This window comes from Micromonospora rhizosphaerae, assembly GCF_900091465.1.
In the GTDB taxonomy this organism is placed as follows: domain Bacteria; phylum Actinomycetota; class Actinomycetes; order Mycobacteriales; family Micromonosporaceae; genus Micromonospora; species Micromonospora rhizosphaerae.
Window position 1 is genome coordinate 3,253,111 of record NZ_FMHV01000002.1, and the last position, 17,679, is coordinate 3,270,789.

The following is a 17,679-nucleotide window of genomic DNA, read 5'->3' on the forward strand; positions in this document are numbered from 1 at the left end:
GTGCCGGTAGGCTTCGTGCCTGCCCGGGCGGGCCGCAGTGGCGTCGGTCGCGCCCGGCGGCGTCGCGCGCGAACCCGACGGGGCCGCGGGGCATCATTGACGGTGGACAACCGCTCAACGGCACCGGAGCGCCGGTGACCCGAGAGGTACGGGCTGAGGAGGACAACGGTGGGGCAGAACGAACGGGCCGGGCGGTGCGTGGTCGCGGTGGACGGGCCATCCGGTTCGGGTAAGTCCACCGTCTCGCGGCGCCTCGCGGTCGACCTCGGCGCCCGCTACCTGGACACCGGCGCGATGTACCGGGCCATCACCTGGGCCGTGCTGCGCTCCGGCGTCGATCTGACCGACGCCGAGTCGGTGGCCAAGGTCGCCGGCGAGGTGGACCTGCGCATCGGCACCGACCCCAGGGGGTACGGCGTGACGGCCGACGGCGTCTCGGTGGACCGGGAGATCCGGGGCCCCGAGGTGACCCGGGCGGTCTCCGCCGTGGCCGCGGTGCCGGCGGTACGGGAGCTGCTCGTCGCCCGGCAGCGGGAGATGATCGCCAACTCCGAGCGGATCGTGATCGAGGGGCGCGACATCGGCGCGGTGGTGGCGCCCGACGCCGATCTGAAGGTGTACCTCACCGCCTCCGAGGCCGCCCGCGCGCAGCGGCGCAGCGCCGAGGACGCCGCCGACGTCACCGTTACCGCCGCCGATCTCGCCCGCCGGGACCGGCTCGACTCGACCCGCAAGGTGAACCCGCTGCAGCAGGCACCCGACGCGGTCGTGCTGGACACCACCGAGCTGGGCATCGACGAGGTGGTCGTCCGCCTGCGTGAGCTGCTCAATGAGCGGGGGGTGGCATGAGCGAACCGGAAGGTTGGGTGGAGCTGCGCGAGCCGGACCTCGACGTCGAGGAGCCGTCCGGCCCGCAGCCCGTGGTGGCCGTGGTCGGCCGCCCCAACGTCGGCAAGTCGACCCTGGTCAACCGGATCATCGGCCGGCGGCAGGCGGTCGTCGAGGACATCCCCGGGGTGACCCGGGACCGGGTTCCCTACGACGCGCAGTGGTCCGGACGGGCCTTCACCGTGGTGGACACCGGCGGCTGGGAGCCCGACGCCAAGGACCGGGCCGCCGCCATCGCGGCGCAGGCCGAGGCGGCGGTCGCCACCGCCGACGCGGTGCTCTTCGTGGTCGACGCCATGGTCGGCTCGACCGATGTGGACGAGGCCGCGGTGCGGATGCTGCGCCGCAGCGCCAAGCCGGTGATCCTGGTGGCCAACAAGGCCGACAACGCCACCATCGAGATGGAGGCCACCTCACTCTGGTCGCTCGGCCTCGGCGAGCCGTTCCCGGTCTCCGCCCTGCACGGGCGCGGCGCGGGCGACCTGCTCGACGCCATCATGGACGCCCTGCCCGAGGCCCCGAAGATCGTCGAGCACCGGCCGCGCGGCCCGCGCCGGGTGGCCCTGGTCGGCCGTCCCAACGTCGGCAAGTCCAGCCTGCTCAACCGCTTCTCCGGCGAGGAGCGGGCGGTGGTCGACTCGGTCGCCGGCACCACCGTCGACCCGGTCGACAGCCTGGTGGAGATCGGCGGGGAGACCTGGCAGCTGGTGGACACCGCCGGCCTGCGCAAGCGGGTGGGCAAGGCCAGCGGCACCGAGTACTACGCGAGCCTGCGGACCGCCTCGGCGATCGAGGCGGCCGAGGTGGCGGTGGTGCTGCTCGACGCCAGCGAGCCGATCAGCGAGCAGGACCAGCGCATCCTCTCCATGGTCACCGAGGCCGGCCGGGCCCTGGTGATCGCCTTCAACAAGTGGGACATGGTCGACGCCGACCGCCGGTACTACCTGGACAAGGAGATCGAGCGGGAGCTGCGCCGCATCCCCTGGGCGATCCGGCTCAACCTCTCCGCGAAGACCGGCCGGGCGGTGGACAAGCTCGCCCCGGCGCTGCGCCAGGCCCTGGCGAGCTGGGAGACCCGGGTGCCGACCGCACAGCTGAACCAGTGGCTGACCGCGCTGGTCCAGGCGACCCCGCACCCGGTGCGGGGTGGCCGGGCGCCGCGGATCCTCTTCGCCACCCAGGCCGGGGCGGCGCCGCCGCGGTTCGTGCTCTTCACCACCGGTCCGCTGGACGCCGGCTACCAGCGCTTCGTCGAGCGCAAGCTCCGCGAGGAGTTCGGCTTCGAGGGTACGCCGATCGAGATTTCGGTACGCCCGCGGAAGAAGGTCGGCCCCGGCGGCCGCGGCAAAGCCCACGGCTGACCTCGTTCTCGGGTCCTGCCTCCGGCCGGCACCGCATCCCTTCCTAGGACGCTTCAGGGGGTGTGACGGGATGCCTTCCCGGCACGGGAGGGGGCATGCGCGGATCAAGTAGATCCTGCGCTAAGCTGTACCGGCTGTCGCGGGGGAAACCGCGCGGGGGCATCGGGACGTGGCGCAGCTTGGTAGCGCACTTGACTGGGGGTCAAGGGGTCGTCGGTTCAAATCCGGCCGTCCCGACAGCGAGAGGGTTCCCGCAGGTCAGAGACTTGCGGGAGCCCTCTTTTCATTGCTCGGCATGGATGCCTGGTCTAGCACGCCGCTGTTGGACTCCTTGACTCGGGCAGGTGCCGAATGCCACTCCTCGATCTTCAGAAGCTCACCGTCGGACTGTCCCGGACCTGGGCCGGGTTCCTCCGGGACTGGGACCGGTCGCTGCGTGCCGGGAACGACCCGGAGACGACCCGCTACAACTACCTGCTCGCTGCTGCCCAGCTTGGCCGCTATGTGGGGGAGCACTCGCCGGATCCGGACGCCGAGGAGGCGGCCGAGGACCCGTGTGCGGTGACGCGGGCGCATGTGGAGGCGTTTCAGGGCTGGATGATTGAGACCAGGTCCGCGTCGACGGCGTTAAACAAGCACAAGGGATTGCAGCAGTTCTTCAAGTGGCTGCTCGTCGACGAACAGGCCATCGACCGGACGCCGATGGATCGGGTGCGGCAACCGAAGACACCCCGCAAGCTGATCCCCGTCATGCGCGACGAGGACACCGGCAAACTCCTCGACGCGTGTAAGGGCAAGGGCTTCGCGAACCTGCGCGACGAGGCGCTGATTCGGCTGTACTGCAACACCGGCGCCCGGCTGTCGGACGTCGGCAACCTCCTGGTCGCCGACGTGGACCTGAACACGGAGTCGGTGCACTTCCACGGCAAGGGCGCCAAGGACCGGCGGGTACGGTTCGGGCCCAAGACCGCTCGGGCGCTGAGCCGGTATCTGCGGGCCCGGGACAAGCACAAGGGCGCCGCCCTGCCGAACCTGTGGCTGGCGGAACGAGGTACCGCACCCTTGACTCCGAACGGCATCAAGATCCTCCTCAAGCGGCTTGGCAAAGCAGCCGGGGTGGCGGACGTGCACGCGCACCGGTGGCGGCACAGCTTCGCCCACGAATGGAAGCGCGCCGGCGGCGACACCGGTGACCTGATGCTCGTGCTGGGCTGGACATCGGAGGACATGCCCCGTCACTACGGCGCGAGCGCGGCGGCCAGCGGGCGCAGGAGACGCAGGCGCGACTGGGTATCGGGGAGCGCGTGTAGGTCGGCTGGCTGACGCGATCACGCCGGCAGCCGTGCGTGATCGCGTCGTCACCGGTAGGCTGCGGCGGGCTGTCGGGGAGGGGTGGCGATGACGCGGTACGCGATCGACGAGACTCGCAGCGAGCTGGTGGCGACCTGGGAGACCGGCTACGGGTCTGTTGCGATTCGGGTCGCGCCGCTGGCGGCGAGCATCCCGCCGCGACAGCGACTGGCGCTGGCGGCCGAGTTGTCGGGCCTGTCCGAGGCGCTCTGGCGCTGCTACACGCACCCGGCGAGCGCCGCCGACAGCCTGGAGATCAACACGGAAGGGTGGCGGCGAGAGCAGGCTCGGAACGAGTTCGCCTCGGTGACCGCAAACATCAGCAAGCCGAACCTGCCCGACGGCGATGGCTTGCTGATGGTCTCGTACGACCCTGTGGAGGAGTACGCCCATCGAGTGGGCCGTTGCCTGCACGCGGCTGCGGACGCGGTTCTTACTGCTGCCGTGGTCGCCGATGTGGAGGCCGAGATTGCGGCGGTTGAGGGTGCCGAACTGGGGGACCTGTCGGGACGCTCGGCGCAGGCCGTGCAACTCACGCGGCAAGACGCCTCGCCAGTCCAGGTCGCCGCCGCCAACCAGATTCTGACGGACGACCCGCTCGGCGCGGACGAGCTGTTTCTTAACCTCGACCCGACCTCGGCGTGCGTGGCAGCCGCGCACTGGCTGCTGGCGGCCGCCGAAGTGGTGTCGGAGATGTCGGGGACCGCCGTGACCGAGATCGTGGTGGAAGCGGACGACATCGAGGCGCTTCCGCACGCGACGCCCGCCGCAGTGCTGGAGCTGATGGAGATCGGTCTGTCGCCAACAGACGCGGTGACCGGCATGATCCGTTACGCCATGGCGGTGGCCGAGGGCGAGGCGCCCGACGTTGATGACCTACGGGACAAGCTCGAAGAGGCCGACGAGAAGGCCGAACGGTACGAGGGGAACGACCCCGAGGCCGACACCGAGTTCATGACGATTCGGTTGACCACTCTGGACCCTCGTCGTCCCGCCCGCGACATGCTGGAAGATCTTCTGGCCGGAATTCGCGGCTGTTGGCTTGTCTACCAGGAGTACGCCGAGCGGCCCGCCGGTCCGGAGGATGACGTGTCCGATGACAAACTGGACGATGAGATCGACACCGCGTTCCGCAACGAGGTGCGCGCCCGAGCATCCGCTGACCGGCGCCGGCTCAATCTGGAAGATCGCGATTGATGTCCCGGCCGGGCGAGTCAGGCGGACTTGCCCGAGTGCTAGAACATCGGCCACCGGCAATGACACGGGGCCATCGCCTGGGCAACCGGTGTTCAAGTCCCCCCTCGGACACAATTTCCCAGCATATCTGCGTGATTTGACGTACTGGTGGTCAAGCGCGCTTGACCACTCCACTGCTGGCCTATCGGCCCTGTCGATCTCCGTCCGCGGGCGGGGGTGGCCATCGTGACCGCCCGCGTCGTGTCTCCGGTCGTCCCGCCTACGGTGCATGGCAGCCGGCAGGCCGGGGCAGCGAACCCTCGGCGGGCGTTGCCGGTCGCGCAGCTTGCCTCACAGGGCGGACCGTCGCCGGTCTACGGGATGGCGGCGATCGACTGCAACGGTCGCCTGGCTGACGGCACCGTCATCCCATCGCTGGGTTGGGTCGCGGGTACCCACTTGGACATCCGGGTCAGCGGCGGTCTTGTCCTGCTCACCGCGGATCCGCACGCTGTGTTCCGGGTGACCCGGCCGGGTCAGGTGCGGCTGCCGGCGACGGTTCGGCACTGGTGCGGGCTCGTGCCCGGCACTCGGGTGCTGCTGGTCGCCGACGCCGCCGCTGGGCTCCTCGTGGTTCACCCACCGGCCGCACTCCATGCCATGATCACGGCGTTTCACACCGCCGTGCTGGGTGGTGAGGCCGTATGACAGGGCAGAGGACTTCCGCACCCAGCCAGGCCGACCTGGACGCGGCGCTGGTGTTGCTGTCGCGGCTGGGCATCTCCCCCGACGACCTGGTGCACGCTGGTGCGGCCCGTGCGCCGGCGCCAACATTCGCCGACTACATCCCGGTGGTCTCCGATGCGGTCAGTGCCGGCACCCGCCGGGTCTACGGCCCGTACTGGAACCGCGTCCTTGAACAGTGGGCGCAGCGCCGGTTGGACGAACCCACCCCCTCGGATATCGAGCGGCTGGCCGAGCATGTCAGGACGCACGTGATCGCCCGCCGTAACGCCCGCGGTGGTCGCAGCGCGGCCGAGCATCTCATCGCCGCCCTGCGCTGTCTGTACAACCACGCTGTCGCCGACGGCCATCTGGCCGAGGCGGACAACCCGGCGAGGAAAGTAGCCAAGCCCCGGCGGCTGCCCAGCACCCGCCGGGCGGTGCCGGACGACCGCCTGGCGGAGATCAACCGGATCGCGGCCAGCACCGGCGACGATCCGGCACTGGACACTCTGCTGCTGCGGCTGCACACCGAAACCGCCTGCCGCCGGGGCGGTGCCTTGGCGCTTCGGCCAGCCGATCTCGACCCGGACCAGTGCCTCGTCCTGTTGCGCGAAAAGGGCGACACGGTGCGCTGGCAGCCGATCTCGCCCACCTTGATGCGCCACCTGCACCAGCACGTGGATGACCGACCAGCGCCACCGGCGACGCCGCTGCTGCGCTACCGCAGTGGTCAACCGATCACCTACCGCCGGTACGACCACCTGTGGCAGCGCATCGGCAAGCATCTGCCCTGGGTGGCAGCCCAGCAGATCAGCACCCACTGGCTGCGGCACACGACGCTGACGTGGGTCGAAAGAAACTTCGGCTACGCCCTGGCCCGCGCCTACGCCGGTCATACGGACAGCGGGGGAGGCGGCGTCACGGCAACGTACGTGCGGGCGAGCGTCCATGAGGTAGCGGCTGCGTTGGCTGCCCTCACGGGCGAGCCGCATCCTTTGGCCTGAGCCAGCCCGGCCACCATCTCGGACGGGCGGCCGGGCATCCCAGCGGTCGCAGAGGTCCCTGGTCGGCGTCGACGTCACACTGACGGGCACCGACCAGGGCCACCGCACCATTGCGCATGGGATCATGCATCGGCGTGCGGATCTCGGGTTTGGCGCCCCGCCATGCCGACACTGGCCGTTGGCACCGCGAGCGGGTGTGGTTCGCCGGTAAGGGCGGCCAACGCGGCCGCGACCTCGTAGACATCTGCCCGAACGTAAGTCGAGGTCGTACCGGCGTCGTTCTTCCCCTCGTGGCCGGCGTACGCCCGCGCGACCGCGTAGCCGAAGTGCCGTTCCACCCACGTCAGTGTCGTGTGCCGCAGCCAATGGGTGCTGACCTGTTGTACAGCGACCCAGGACAGCTGCTTGCCGATGCGCCGCCACAGGTAGTCGTAGCGGCGAGCCGTGATCGGTTGGCCGTTGCGGTACCGCAACAACTGATCCCGTGGATCGCCAGTTCCGCGCTCTTCGCCGTGCCTCAGGAGCTGCCGCATCAAGGCCGGCGACACCGGCTGCCAGCGCACGGTCTCGCCCTTCTCGCGCAGCCGCACCAGGCATTGCGCCGAGTCAAGGTCGCAGGGACGAAGCGCCAGGGCGCCGCCACGGCGGCATGCCGTCTCCATGTGGAGTCTCAGCAACAACGAGTCGAGGTCGGGGTCGTTGCCGGTCGTCTGGGCCACGGCGATGATCTCCGCTATCCGGGCCTCGGGAATCGCCCTGCGGGTGCTGGCGAGCCGGCGTGGCTTGCCGACGCGCGTTGCAGGGTTGTCGCCTTCGGCGATCAGGCCGTCCGCCGCCGCGTACTTGTAGAGGCACCGCAGGGACGAGATCAGGTGTTCCGCTGCCGTTCTGCCGCCACGCGAGTTCCTCCTCGCCACTGCTGTTCTCTTCGTTTGCTCGGCGAGTTGCTTGATTTCCAGAGGTGTGGGTTCGTCGATGCGTCGGTCACCCCAGACGTGCCGTACCCGTTTCCAATAGGTGTCGTAGACGCGCCGTGTTCCGGCGGTCACGACGCCAGAGACTCGGTCGATGTATTCGGCGAAGGTGGGCATAGACCTGGTTGGCGGGGGAGTAGACGGTTCGGCGAGAAGCTGCTCAGGCGTGATGCCCATCCGCGCGAGCAGGAACCGCGCCGCTTCCAGTTCAGCACCGCTGACGACGACGTTGTCGCGTGCGGTCATCGCGATGTCCTGTGGAAAGCAGCGTGATGGGCCAGCAGCATGGCGTCCACGACGATCATCGGGTAGGCAACCAGGAAATTCCGGGCTGGGCATGCCGCCAGGAGCAGGCGGTCGCCTGCTTCCAGGCGGAACACCCGTCGCACAGCGGCGGGCAGGCGAAGGTGCCCTTGGCGGGTAACGCTGTGTCGTCCGTCGCGGTGTGGGATGACGAGAACGGCGCCCTGGGTGATGGAAACGGCAAGGGAAAGCCCAGGTCGCCAATGCAATCTGTGCAGCGGCGAGCGGTCAGCGAGGCGGCCCCACACGTCAATCGCCGTCACCGTGTAGTAGATCGAACCGCGGTTCGGTGGCGTTGCCAGACGGGGAACCGGCAGGCCCAAGCGCGGCTTTTGCTCGGACCCAGCCTCGGGGCGCAGCGCTGACCAAAGTTGATCTACGAATGAGGCATCTTGTCGCAGCCCGGTCGAGGAGCCTCGGTCAGCCGCTGCCCGACCCGGGCTGGAGCTGTCGTGCGGCGCGGCGTAGCCGACTCGCGATGCGTCGTCTGGGGTAGCGCGCGAGTCGCGATGACCCAAGACTGGGTCACCGGACTCGCGGGGGACAATGTCAGGGCCGGTCATCACGATTCGCGTCCCTCTCGAAGACCAACAGGTCGATGTGCAGGGCGGAGCCCACCGGGGCGCCTCTCGTGGTAGCCAGGCTGGCTTCGGCTTGGCTCGCGTAGTACAGAAACTCGTCGCCGTGGCCGGGCGCGCTGACCGCCACGATCTGGAGCACGTGAGCCAGCCCCGCTTTCTCCGCTGCGGCGCGCAGCGTGTGCTCCTGGTTGGCGAAGGTGAAGCCAGGTTCGTCCGGGTAGGCGGGACGGACGGCTGCAATGATGCTCGCGCCCTGGCTCATCATCAGCCGACAACCGGTGAACATGTCAGCCGTAAGCTCGGCGGAGCTCGTCGGGTTCTGCCGCGGCCACCGTAGCGTGATCAGGCCGATCGGCCGGTCGAGCTCGCGGAGCTCCGTCACATCAGCGGCATCGGTGATTGGGAGGTAACGCCGACCGGTTGTCGTCGCCGCCTGATGCAGGTGTAGGTCGTGATCAAAATCGACGACTGCCTCGCCGCGGGATGTGTAGACGAGGACGAGTCGCCGGGCGAGTCGAGACGCAAAGCCAGCAGCCGGGTCAGTCGTCGGTTGGTCGTCGCCGTGGTCGTCGAGTCGCCAGACGGTGATGGGTACGGCGGCGGCGACTCGAGGTGAGTCGTCGCGGGTCGCGGCGCGCTCGCCGGTGGGGGTGGGCCGGTGGTCTGGTGCCTGGGGGCTGGGATTCGAGTATGCAGTCATGGGGCGGTTGGCTCCCGCGCCCGACTGGCCGTGTTCGCATCTACCAAATGCCCAACAACAGCCGCGTCCGCTCGGTGTTGGCGGAGCCTGTGCCCAACACAGCCCAACACCTGCCGCGCGTTGATAGGAGCCATGCCCAACACCGGGACTCCGCTCCGGCGTTGGCCGCGGCGGTTGCCCAGACCTTCCGACGGTCGGCGCGGCTGTTGGTGCCCGCGCCCAACGGGTGATCACCGTCGCGCCCAACAGCTATGGTGGCCGGTCTGTTGGGTGGACAACAGCACCGTCAACGCGCATGAACGGCGAAGGGGACCGGAACGCCCTGCGCTACGCGACGATCAGCGTGCGGGGCCAGCCGGCGGAAGCGTGGCGGACGCGCGCGGCCGGGGCGGCAAACACGGGCGGCGTGCCGCCGGACTTGTACGCCGCCCGGCGGGCGTGTCCCCGCTTCCTGGCCTTGCGGCGATCCTGCCGTCCAACAGCGCCCAACAGCCCGCTCACCTGCGCTGTTGGCGATCCGGCTCGGCAGTGAACCGCGACAGTGGACTGCCGATGGGTGTTGGGCGCGTAGCGGCCTGACCTGGCCCAACAGTCACCTCGGGCTGATCTTGTTAGTGGGTGCTGTTGGGTTGACGTGCGCGGATGGGGGTCTCGTACCGCAGCCGAGCGGTACCCGGCCCCATCGCGAGGCTGACATGTCTGCTTCGGACTGGCCGTCGTCGCCGCTGGACGCAGCGCAACGCGCCTTCACCCTTCTGGTTCAGCCACCCACCCACGTCGGGTTCGACGGCCGTGGCTTTGACGGCTTGCCCGACGAGATCCTGCCCCTGAACGACCTGCGCGACCTGCTGCTGTTGTCGGCGACGAGCGTCGAGGTCCGCGACGCGGTGTGGCGGGAGCTGGTCGTACGGGCCCGCCGGGACGGCCCCGCGTGGGTGGTCGCCGCGGTCGGAGTGGCCATGCCCGGGCTGCGTCGCGTCGCCGGGATGCTGGCCGCCGGGTGGCGCGGCGACACCGATGACCTGGACTCGGAGCTGATCACGGGGTTCGTCGCCCGGCTGAAGACCATTGACCTGGACGAACCGCGCATCTGCGGCCGACTCATCGATGCCGGTCTGCGCGCCGCGCGGAAGGCTCGCGACACGGACTCCGACGCCCAGCTCATCCACGCCGAGGCCACCGGTCCGATCGCCCCGATCCACCCGTGGGACCACCCTGACCTGGTGCTCGCCCGTGCGGTCGCGGCTGGCGTCATCGACGCCGAGGAGGCGAACCTGATAGCCGCTACCCGGCTGGAGGGCGCCACCGTCGCCCAGGTCGCCGACAAGTTGGGCATCGCAACCAGCACGGCTAGCGCGTGGCGGCTTCGCGCCGAGCGGCGCCTCGCCGAGGCCATCGCGGTCGGGGACCTCGCGTTCGTGCCGCTGCGTCCCCGCCGACGCCGCCGCGGCGGTGCGACCCAACAACGGGTCGCCGCGACCCAACAGAGAATGGCATCCGCCCAACAGCGAGTCGGCCCCGCGGGCGTGGCCCAACAGCGCGTCGCTGTTGGGTCACTGTTGGGTCGCACCGCGGCGGCGGACGTCGTGTTGGCCACCCAACAGCAGGCCTTCGTGGGCAAGACATCGGACCGAGAAGCGGCCGGTGTCGGCGCCCCGGGGATCGGGGCGCGGCCGGCCTGAGTGGCCGTGTTCGCACCCGATCACTTCATGGCTGGAAGGAGCGACGCTCCCACGGCCGGCCCCGGTCCCCGGTGGCGCACCTCAAATCCGATTCGAGCCCCGTACGCGGGGCGGGAGGTGCCCATCATGTTCCGCCGCATCATCTACCGCACCACTGCCGTCGCCGTCGCGGTCCTGGCGACCGTGGCCAGCTCGGCTCCGGCGTACGCGGCCGAGCCGCAGATCCTGGCCGCTTACCCGCTGCCTGTGATCATCGGCAATATCACGACCTGGATCGTCGGGCTGCTGGTCGGCGTCGCCACCCTGTTCTTGACCATCGGTGGCCTGCGCCGGCTGGCCGCCGGCGGCGATCCGACCGAGATCGAGAAGTCGAACTCCGCGTTCAAAAACGCCCTCATCGGCTACGCCCTGGCGGTCCTCGCGCCGATCCTGCTCGCGGTCGTGCAGGGCTGGATCGGGGGCTGAGATGGGTGACTGGCTCGCCGATCAGATCATCGGCCCCATCTTCACCTGGTTCGCCGAGATGGTGATCGGCGCGCTGAACGCCTTGTGGGACTTGTTGTCGGTCACCGCGTTCGTCAGCCCGGACGTGACCGGGCTGCCGCAGGTCACCGCGTTCGCTAGCACATCGCTGGGCATCGTGAATGTCTGCTACGTGCTGGCGTTCCTGTGGACGGCCATCCTGGTGATGGGCCGCGACACCATCCAGTCCCAGGTCGGGCCAGGCGAGCTGATCCCTCGCCTGGTCATCGGCCTGATCGCCGCCAACTTCGCCATCCCGTTGTGCTCCACCGTCATCGGGCTGGCCAACGCGTTCACGGCCGCGTTGACCAGCCAGGACATCACCGCGCCCGGCTCGATGCAGCAGCTTCGCGCCACCACGGTCAGCGCGTTGAACGGCCAGACCGGCGCCACGGCGGTCAGCTTTCTGCTGCTGCTCATCGGCCTGCTGATCGCGGTGCTCACCGGCGCCCTCCTCGTGCAGTGGATCATCCGGCTCGGGGTGCTCGTCGTCGCCGTCGGTATCTCACCCATCGCCTTGGCCCTGCACGGCACACTGCAGACCGAGGGTGCCGCCAAACTGTGGTGGCGCACCATGCTCGGGACGCTCGGCACGGTGGTCATTCAGGCGGTCGCCCTGCACACCACGCTGAGGGTCTTCCTCAACCCGGACAGCAACCTGCGCGTGCTGGGTCTGCCGATACCAGGCGGCGAACCCGCGGCGGTCATGAACCTGCTCATCGTCGTCTGCCTGCTGTGGGGCGTCGTCAAGATCCCCGGGCTGATGCGCCGCTACGTCACCCAGTCCAAGCCGAACGCGCTCGGGATGATCCTGCGGGTCGTGCTGATCCAGCAGATCACCCAAGGACTGCGCCGCGGGCTGGGCGTCGGTCGTGGCGGTCGCACGATCCCCGCTCGCGCACGGCCGGGTACGCCACGGCCAACCGGTTGGCCGGTCAGACCGTAAGGAGCATTGATGCGCCACGAACCTGATTCCAGACCGACAGCACGAATCCCAGCCGACGTCGACACCCCCGACAAGATCGTCTACGGGTTGACCGCCCGGCAGCTGGCCATCCTCGCCGTGGCCGGCGTGATCGGCTACGGCATCTTCCGGGCGGTCGGCACGCTGCTGCCGCAGCCGGTGCTCATCGCGATCCTCACCCCCCTCGCAGGGGCGGCGATCGTGCTGGCGCTCGGCCGCCGCGACGGCCTGTCCATGGACGCCTGGCTGCTGTCGGCGGTGCGGCACACCCGCAGCCCCAAGCGGATGGCCCCGGCCGCTGCCGGCCGGCCCACAGCGGCACCGGCCTGGGCGCCGGCCACCGAGACGCCCAATGCGACAGTGCCAGTGCTGCGGCTGCCAGCCAAGGCGATCAGCGACACCGGCGTCGTCGACATCGGCTCCCACGCAGTGGCCCTCGTCGCCTGCACCACCGTGAACATCGGGCTGCGCACCGGCGACGAGCAGGCCGCCCTGATCGGCAGCTACGGACGGTGGCTCAACTCCCTGTCCGGGCCGGTGCAGATCGTGATCTCCGCCCAGCGGGTCGACCTGTCCAGCCACGCCCAACGCATCGCCGACAACGCCGAGACCATCGCCAACCCAGCCTTGGCCGACGCCGCCCGCGACTACGCCGACTTCCTCGACGACCTCGCGGCACGGCGGGACCCGCTGTGGCGCACCGTCACCGTCGCGGTCACCGCCACCGGGGACAAGGGCCGCGCCACCGAAGTTCTGCGCCGGGCCGAGCACGCCGCGTCCGCGTTGTCCGCGCTCGGGGCGCAGACCGCCGTCCTCGACGGTGGCCGGGCCGCCGCGATGTTGACCTGCGCCACCGACCCGTACACCCCGGCCGACGTCACCTGGGCCCGTGCCCTGCCCGACGCGGCCATCACGAGGCCAGGAGACTGACATGCCCATACTGCGACGGCACAAGACCGCCAGCCCCGACGCGACCCCGGCCGATTCGGCCGGGCTCGCCGCCGTTCTGGGCCCGGCCGCGATCGAGAACACCCCCCGCTACCTGCGTGTCGGCAACGGGTACGCGGCGACGCTGATCGTGACCGGCTACCCGGCCGAGGTTGGCCCGGCCTGGTTGGACCCGCTGCTGGCCTGGCCGGGCCGGCTCGACGTCGTCGTCTACATCGACCCGCTGCCGCCGCAGATCGCCGCCGCCCGGCTGCGCAAGCAGCGGGCACGGTTGGAGTCCAACCGGCGCACCGACGCGGAGAAGGGCCGCCTCGTCGACCCGATCACCGAGGCCGCCGCCGACGACGGCGCCGAGTTGGCCGACCGGATCGCCCGCGGCCAGTCGAAGCTGTTCCGGGTCGGCCTGTACCTGTGCGTGCACGCGACCACCCTCGACGAGCTGGACGAGGCGGTCGCGCATGTGCGGGCCACCGCCGCGTCCGTCCTGCTGGACACCCAGCCGGCGACGTGGCGGCAGATGCAGGGCTGGACGGCCACACTGCCCCTCGCGTGCGATGGGCTCGGCATGCGACGGGTGATGGACACCGACGCGATCGCGTCGGCGTTCCCGCTCGCCTCGTCCGACCTGCCGGCGCCGCTGCCCGGTGAGCCCGGCGCCACCGGCGGCATGCTCTACGGCCTCAACCCCGACAGCAACGGCATCGTGTGGTGGGACCGATGGGCACAACACAACGCCAACAGCGTCGTCCTCGCCCGCTCCGGCGCCGGGAAAAGCTACTTCGTCAAGCTTGAAGTGCTCCGCTCCCTCGCCGACGGCGTGCACGTCGCGGTGATCGACCCCGACAACGAGTACATCCGCCTCGCCGACGCCGTCGGCGGCGTCACCATCGCGCTCGGCGCCGGCGGGGTACGACTCAACCCGCTCGACATCCCACCCGGAGACCGCCGACCGCAGGCCCGCACCTACCGGGCCCTGTTCCTCCACACCTTGATTTCGGTGCTGTTAGGGCAGCCGCCGCCGTCGGAGCGGGCCGCCCTCGATAAGGCGATCAACGACGCCTACGACCAAGCCGGAATATCCAACGACCCCGACACCTGGCGCCGACAGGCACCCCTGCTGCGCGACGTCGCCGCCGCGCTCACCGCCCAGCACACGCAAGCCGCCGACACCCTTGCCGCGCGGCTGACACCGTGGACCGCCGGGTCATTCAAGGACCTCTTCGACGGGCCCACCACAACCGTCCCCACGGGGCAGCTGGTGTGCTGGTCCACGCGGCAGCTCGCCGACGAGCTCCGCGCCCCCGGCATGCTCCTCGCGCTCGACGCGATCTGGCGCGAGGTGGACACCCCGGCCATCCGGTCGGCGCACACACCGAAGCGGCTGGTCGTCGTCGACGAAGCCTGGACCCTGCTACGCGACGGCGAGGGCGTTAAGTTCCTCTCCCGCCTCGCGAAGTCCGCCCGCAAGCGGCGCGCTGGGCTGGCGGTCATTACCCAGGACGTCGGGGACCTCCTCGGCTCCGACCTCGGACAGGTCGTCATCGCCAACGCCGCTACACAGATCCTGCTACGGCAGGCACCGCAGGCGATCGACATCGTCGCCGACGTGTTCGGCCTGACCGCCGGCGAGGCACGGGTGCTGCTCGGCGCACGCCGCGGCGAGGGCCTACTCATGTCGGGCACCCACCGGGTCGGTTTCCAGGCCGTGGCCTCCAAGAAAGAACACCGGCTGTGCATCGGAGACCTGGAGCTGCCTGCCGACGAGTGAACCCACCACTACACCGACCCGGCCTTGAACCGGCCGTGACTTAAGCACGCCACCCGAGGGCCGTGGGCCGCCAGCAATGGCGGCGCATGGCCCTTTTCGTCTTTCTGAAGGGCAAAACCGTGATCAGCAGTGTTTTCGCGCTCATCCCCGCGCTCGTTCCCACGTCCACACCACCACCGCCACCACCGCCGACAACGTCGGCACCGCCGCTGCCCGGCCTTTCGCAATGGCTGCTCGACACCATCACCGCCGCTAGCAGGTGGTGCCTGGACCGTCCCTGGCTCGCGGTCGTCGCCGTCCTGCTCATCGCCGCCGGCTACACGGCAGGCGCCGTCGTGGCCGCCCGCCGACACCGCCGGATGGCCCGGCACGCGCAGCTGATCACCGTGTCGCCGCCGCCGGAGGTCGACGCCGCCGGTGCCGCCACGTTCTGGGCCACCCTCGCAGAGATCCTGCACGCCGCGTGGCGGCGCCGCCTGCGGGACGGCCGCTCGCACATCGCCGTCGAGTACCGGTGGGGCGGCCGGGAACTGACCATCGCGGTCTGGGTGCCGCGCACGGTCCGCACCGGTCCGATCCAAGCCGCGATCCGCGGCGCCTGGCCCGGCGCGGCCTGCACCGTCACCGACGCCGACCCGCCGCTCCCGCTGGACGCGCTCGACGTCGGCGGCGCGCTCGTCCCCACCCTGCCGGCCTGGTACCCGCTGCAGACCGACCACGACAACGACCCGATGCGCACCCTGATCGCCGCGGCGTCCGGGCTGCACGCCGCCGAGTCGGCCTGCGTGCAGGTCCTGGCCCGCCCCGCCACCAACCGGCAGATCCGACGGTTGCGCCGCGGCGTGCAAAGCCTGCGCACGGGCCGGCCGCCGCGTGACCTGCTCGACCCCGCCACCTGGCTGCGGGTCGCTCTCGACCTCGGCCTGGAGTTGTTCAGCAGGGGGCAGCGTACGCATCCGGCCGCCCGCCACACCCCGGTTCCCGGCGCCGACCCGCAGCGAGAACGCGACGGCCGCGCCGGCGTCGACAAACTCACCGGCACCCAATGGGAGGTCGCGCTGCGCTTCGGCGTCGCGCACACCAACCCCCGCCGCAGCGACCCCGACGACCTCAAGCCCCGGCTGGTCACCCACGCCCAAGGCATCGCCACCGCGTTCGGGTCCTGGACCGGCCGCAACCGCCTACGCCGGCTGACCATCAAGCATCCGGCCCGCGTCCTGGCCGCCCGGATGCTGCGTTGCGGATTCCTGCTGTCCACCACCGAACTCGCCACGATCGCGGCACTGCCGCAGGACATCGCCGTCCCGGGCCTGGACCGGGCACGTGCCAAGCCGATGCCCGCACCCGTCGCCGTCGCCTCCGGCGGACGCGGCACAAAGGTCCTCGGCAAGGCCGACGTCGGCGGCCATTCCGTCGCCCTCAATGTCGCCGACGCCCGCCAGCACCTGCACGTGCTCGGCTCCACCGGCTCCGGCAAGTCGACGCTGCTGCTGAACATGATCCTCGACGACATCCACTCCCGGCGCGGCGTCATTGTCATCGACCCCAAAGGCGACCTGGTCCTCGACCTACTCGACCGGATCCCGACCAGCCACGCCAAACGACTCACGATCATCGACCCGGACCAGCCCGCCGGCACCACCCTCAACCCCCTGCAGGGCCACGACCACGACCTGGTCGTGGACAACATCGTTTCGATTTTCGGGCGGATCTTCGCCAAGCACTGGGGGCCGCGTATCGACGACACGCTCCGGGTCGCGTGTCTGACCCTGCTGCGCAAGGCCAACGCCACGCTGACGCTGATCCCGCCGCTGCTCAACGACAAGAAGTTCCGGTACGCGTTCACCCGGGATCTCGACGACCCCGAGGGCCTGCGCGGCTACTGGGAATGGTTCGAGTCCACCCCACCGCCGCTGCGGGCCCAGGTGATCGGCCCGGTGCTCTCCCGCCTGCGCGCTTTCCTGTTGCGCGACTTCGTCCGCCGCACCCTCGGCGCGCCGCAGTCGAGCTTCGACATGTGCCGCGTCCTCGACGGCGGCATCCTGCTCGCCCGCCTGCCGAAAGGGCAGATCGGCGAGGAGACCGCCCGACTCATGGGCAGCTTCGTTCTCGCCTCCGCCTGGCAGACCGCGACCGGACGGGCCCGGCTGCCCGAGCCGGACCGGCGGGACTCCTTCGCATATATCGACGAGGCACACAACTTTCTCAACCTGCCCGGCTCGGTGGGTGACATGCTCGCCGAGGCCCGCGGCTACCACTTCGGCCTCGTGTTGGCCCATCAAAATCTGTCGCAGATGCCGCGGGACACGCAGCTGGCCATCTCCGCCAACGCCCGCAACAAGGTGTTCTTCTCCTGCGCTCCCGAGGACGCCCACCAGTTGGCTCGGCACACGATGCCCGAGCTCGACGAGCACGACCTGTCGCACCTGGACGCCTATCGTGCGGCGTGCCGGCTGGTCGTCAACAGCCGCGAGACCGCGGCGTTCACCCTGCGCACCAACCCACCGCGGGCGCCGATCGGGGAGTCCACGGCGGTCCGGCAGGCCGCCGCGGCCGCATCCGGCCCGTCCGGAAACCAGTCGGCGATCGCCCATCTCGCCGGCGTGGCCGACCCGCCGGAAGGCGATGACCCTAATCCGGGCAACCCAACAGCCACCCAACAGGACGGCGTGTAATCCAACAGACACCCCAAGCAACGATGCTGGCGGCGGCCGGTCGAGGACCGCAACCCC

The 17,679-nt window shown here is 70.3% G+C and carries 15 protein-coding genes and 1 tRNA gene; 13 read left to right on the forward strand and 3 right to left on the reverse strand.

The window, feature by feature from the left end; translation table 11 throughout:
• Positions 1-168: 168 nt before the first annotated feature.
• From cmk to GA0070624_RS15635, 7 genes are all read left to right on the forward strand, one after another.
• Positions 169-849, forward strand: coding sequence for a (d)CMP kinase (gene cmk / locus GA0070624_RS15605; RefSeq protein WP_091341784.1), 681 nt, complete (start codon positions 169-171; stop codon positions 847-849).
• A complete protein-coding gene (gene der / locus GA0070624_RS15610; RefSeq protein ID WP_091341786.1) occupies positions 846-2,249 on the forward strand; it encodes a ribosome biogenesis GTPase Der in 1,404 nt (467 codons plus the stop codon). Before cmk ends, der begins: the two co-directional genes overlap by 4 nt.
• Positions 2,250-2,412: 163 nt before the next feature.
• Positions 2,413-2,486 (forward strand) — tRNA-Pro (locus GA0070624_RS15615).
• A 114-nt stretch (positions 2,487-2,600) separates the two neighbouring features.
• Positions 2,601-3,572 carry a tyrosine-type recombinase/integrase gene (locus tag GA0070624_RS15620; protein WP_245718802.1) on the forward strand — a complete coding sequence of 324 codons (972 nt, stop codon included), beginning with the start codon at positions 2,601-2,603 and terminating at the stop codon, positions 3,570-3,572.
• 75 nt (positions 3,573-3,647) lie between these two features.
• Positions 3,648-4,796 (forward strand): hypothetical protein, encoded by a 1,149-nt coding sequence (locus tag GA0070624_RS15625; RefSeq protein WP_218105156.1) that lies wholly within the window; start codon positions 3,648-3,650, stop codon positions 4,794-4,796.
• 225 nt (positions 4,797-5,021) lie between these two features.
• Positions 5,022-5,483: an AbrB/MazE/SpoVT family DNA-binding domain-containing protein gene (locus GA0070624_RS35730; protein ID WP_245718803.1), complete on the forward strand. Its 462-nt coding sequence runs from the start codon at positions 5,022-5,024 to the stop codon at positions 5,481-5,483.
• A complete protein-coding gene (locus GA0070624_RS15635; RefSeq protein ID WP_091341790.1) occupies positions 5,480-6,505 on the forward strand; it encodes a tyrosine-type recombinase/integrase in 1,026 nt (341 codons plus the stop codon). Before GA0070624_RS35730 ends, GA0070624_RS15635 begins: the two co-directional genes overlap by 4 nt.
• Before the next feature lie 122 nt (positions 6,506-6,627).
• On the opposite strand, the gene GA0070624_RS15640 is transcribed toward GA0070624_RS15635, so the two are convergent.
• The 3 genes from GA0070624_RS15640 to GA0070624_RS15645 form a co-directional block, all read right to left on the reverse strand.
• Entirely contained in the window at positions 6,628-7,725 is a 1,098-nt protein-coding gene (locus tag GA0070624_RS15640) for a tyrosine-type recombinase/integrase (protein ID WP_091341793.1), read from the reverse strand.
• Positions 7,722-8,105, reverse strand: a complete 384-nt coding sequence (locus tag GA0070624_RS33985) for an AbrB/MazE/SpoVT family DNA-binding domain-containing protein (protein ID WP_141715022.1) — start codon at positions 8,103-8,105, stop codon at positions 7,722-7,724. Before GA0070624_RS33985 ends, GA0070624_RS15640 begins: the two co-directional genes overlap by 4 nt.
• 226 nt (positions 8,106-8,331) lie before the next feature.
• Positions 8,332-8,745 carry a hypothetical protein gene (locus tag GA0070624_RS15645; protein ID WP_091341794.1) on the reverse strand — a complete coding sequence of 138 codons (414 nt, stop codon included), beginning with the start codon at positions 8,743-8,745 and terminating at the stop codon, positions 8,332-8,334.
• Between the two features lie 1,013 nt (positions 8,746-9,758).
• On the opposite strand from GA0070624_RS15645, the gene GA0070624_RS15650 reads away from it, so the two are divergent.
• The 6 genes from GA0070624_RS15650 (at position 9,759) to GA0070624_RS15675 (ending at position 17,622) form a co-directional block, all read left to right on the forward strand.
• A complete protein-coding gene (locus GA0070624_RS15650) occupies positions 9,759-10,745 on the forward strand; it encodes a sigma-70 RNA polymerase sigma factor region 4 domain-containing protein (RefSeq protein ID WP_091341796.1) in 987 nt (328 codons plus the stop codon).
• Between the two features lie 126 nt (positions 10,746-10,871).
• Positions 10,872-11,210 (forward strand): pilin, encoded by a 339-nt coding sequence (locus GA0070624_RS15655; RefSeq protein ID WP_245718804.1) that lies wholly within the window; start codon positions 10,872-10,874, stop codon positions 11,208-11,210.
• A 1-nt stretch (position 11,211) separates the two neighbouring features.
• Entirely contained in the window at positions 11,212-12,213 is a 1,002-nt protein-coding gene (locus GA0070624_RS15660; protein WP_091341798.1) for a hypothetical protein, read from the forward strand.
• A 9-nt stretch (positions 12,214-12,222) separates the two neighbouring features.
• Positions 12,223-13,161: a PrgI family protein gene (locus GA0070624_RS15665; protein WP_091341800.1), complete on the forward strand. Its 939-nt coding sequence runs from the start codon at positions 12,223-12,225 to the stop codon at positions 13,159-13,161.
• Between the two features lies 1 nt (position 13,162).
• Positions 13,163-14,947 carry a VirB4 family type IV secretion system protein gene (locus GA0070624_RS15670; RefSeq protein WP_091341803.1) on the forward strand — a complete coding sequence of 595 codons (1,785 nt, stop codon included), beginning with the start codon at positions 13,163-13,165 and terminating at the stop codon, positions 14,945-14,947.
• Positions 14,948-15,066: 119 nt separating this feature from the next.
• Positions 15,067-17,622, forward strand: coding sequence for a type IV secretion system DNA-binding domain-containing protein (locus tag GA0070624_RS15675; RefSeq protein WP_245718805.1), 2,556 nt, complete (start codon positions 15,067-15,069; stop codon positions 17,620-17,622).
• Positions 17,623-17,679 lie beyond the last annotated feature (57 nt).

Bases quoted from the DNA above. Each gene is read 5' to 3' on its own strand.
- der (WP_091341786.1), top strand. From the start codon at position 846: ATGAGCGAACCGGAAGGTTGGGTGGAGCTGCGCGAGCCGGACCTCGAC.
- GA0070624_RS15620 (WP_245718802.1), top strand. From the start codon at position 2,601: ATGCCACTCCTCGATCTTCAGAAGCTCACCGTCGGACTGTCCCGGACC.
- GA0070624_RS15625 (WP_218105156.1), top strand. From the start codon at position 3,648: ATGACGCGGTACGCGATCGACGAGACTCGCAGCGAGCTGGTGGCGACC.
- GA0070624_RS15635 (WP_091341790.1), top strand. From the start codon at position 5,480: ATGACAGGGCAGAGGACTTCCGCACCCAGCCAGGCCGACCTGGACGCG.
- GA0070624_RS15640 (WP_091341793.1), bottom strand. From the start codon at position 7,725: ATGACCGCACGCGACAACGTCGTCGTCAGCGGTGCTGAACTGGAAGCG.
- GA0070624_RS15650 (WP_091341796.1), top strand. From the start codon at position 9,759: ATGTCTGCTTCGGACTGGCCGTCGTCGCCGCTGGACGCAGCGCAACGC.
- GA0070624_RS15655 (WP_245718804.1), top strand. From the start codon at position 10,872: ATGTTCCGCCGCATCATCTACCGCACCACTGCCGTCGCCGTCGCGGTC.
- GA0070624_RS15660 (WP_091341798.1), top strand. From the start codon at position 11,212: ATGGGTGACTGGCTCGCCGATCAGATCATCGGCCCCATCTTCACCTGG.
- GA0070624_RS15665 (WP_091341800.1), top strand. From the start codon at position 12,223: ATGCGCCACGAACCTGATTCCAGACCGACAGCACGAATCCCAGCCGAC.
- GA0070624_RS15670 (WP_091341803.1), top strand. From the start codon at position 13,163: ATGCCCATACTGCGACGGCACAAGACCGCCAGCCCCGACGCGACCCCG.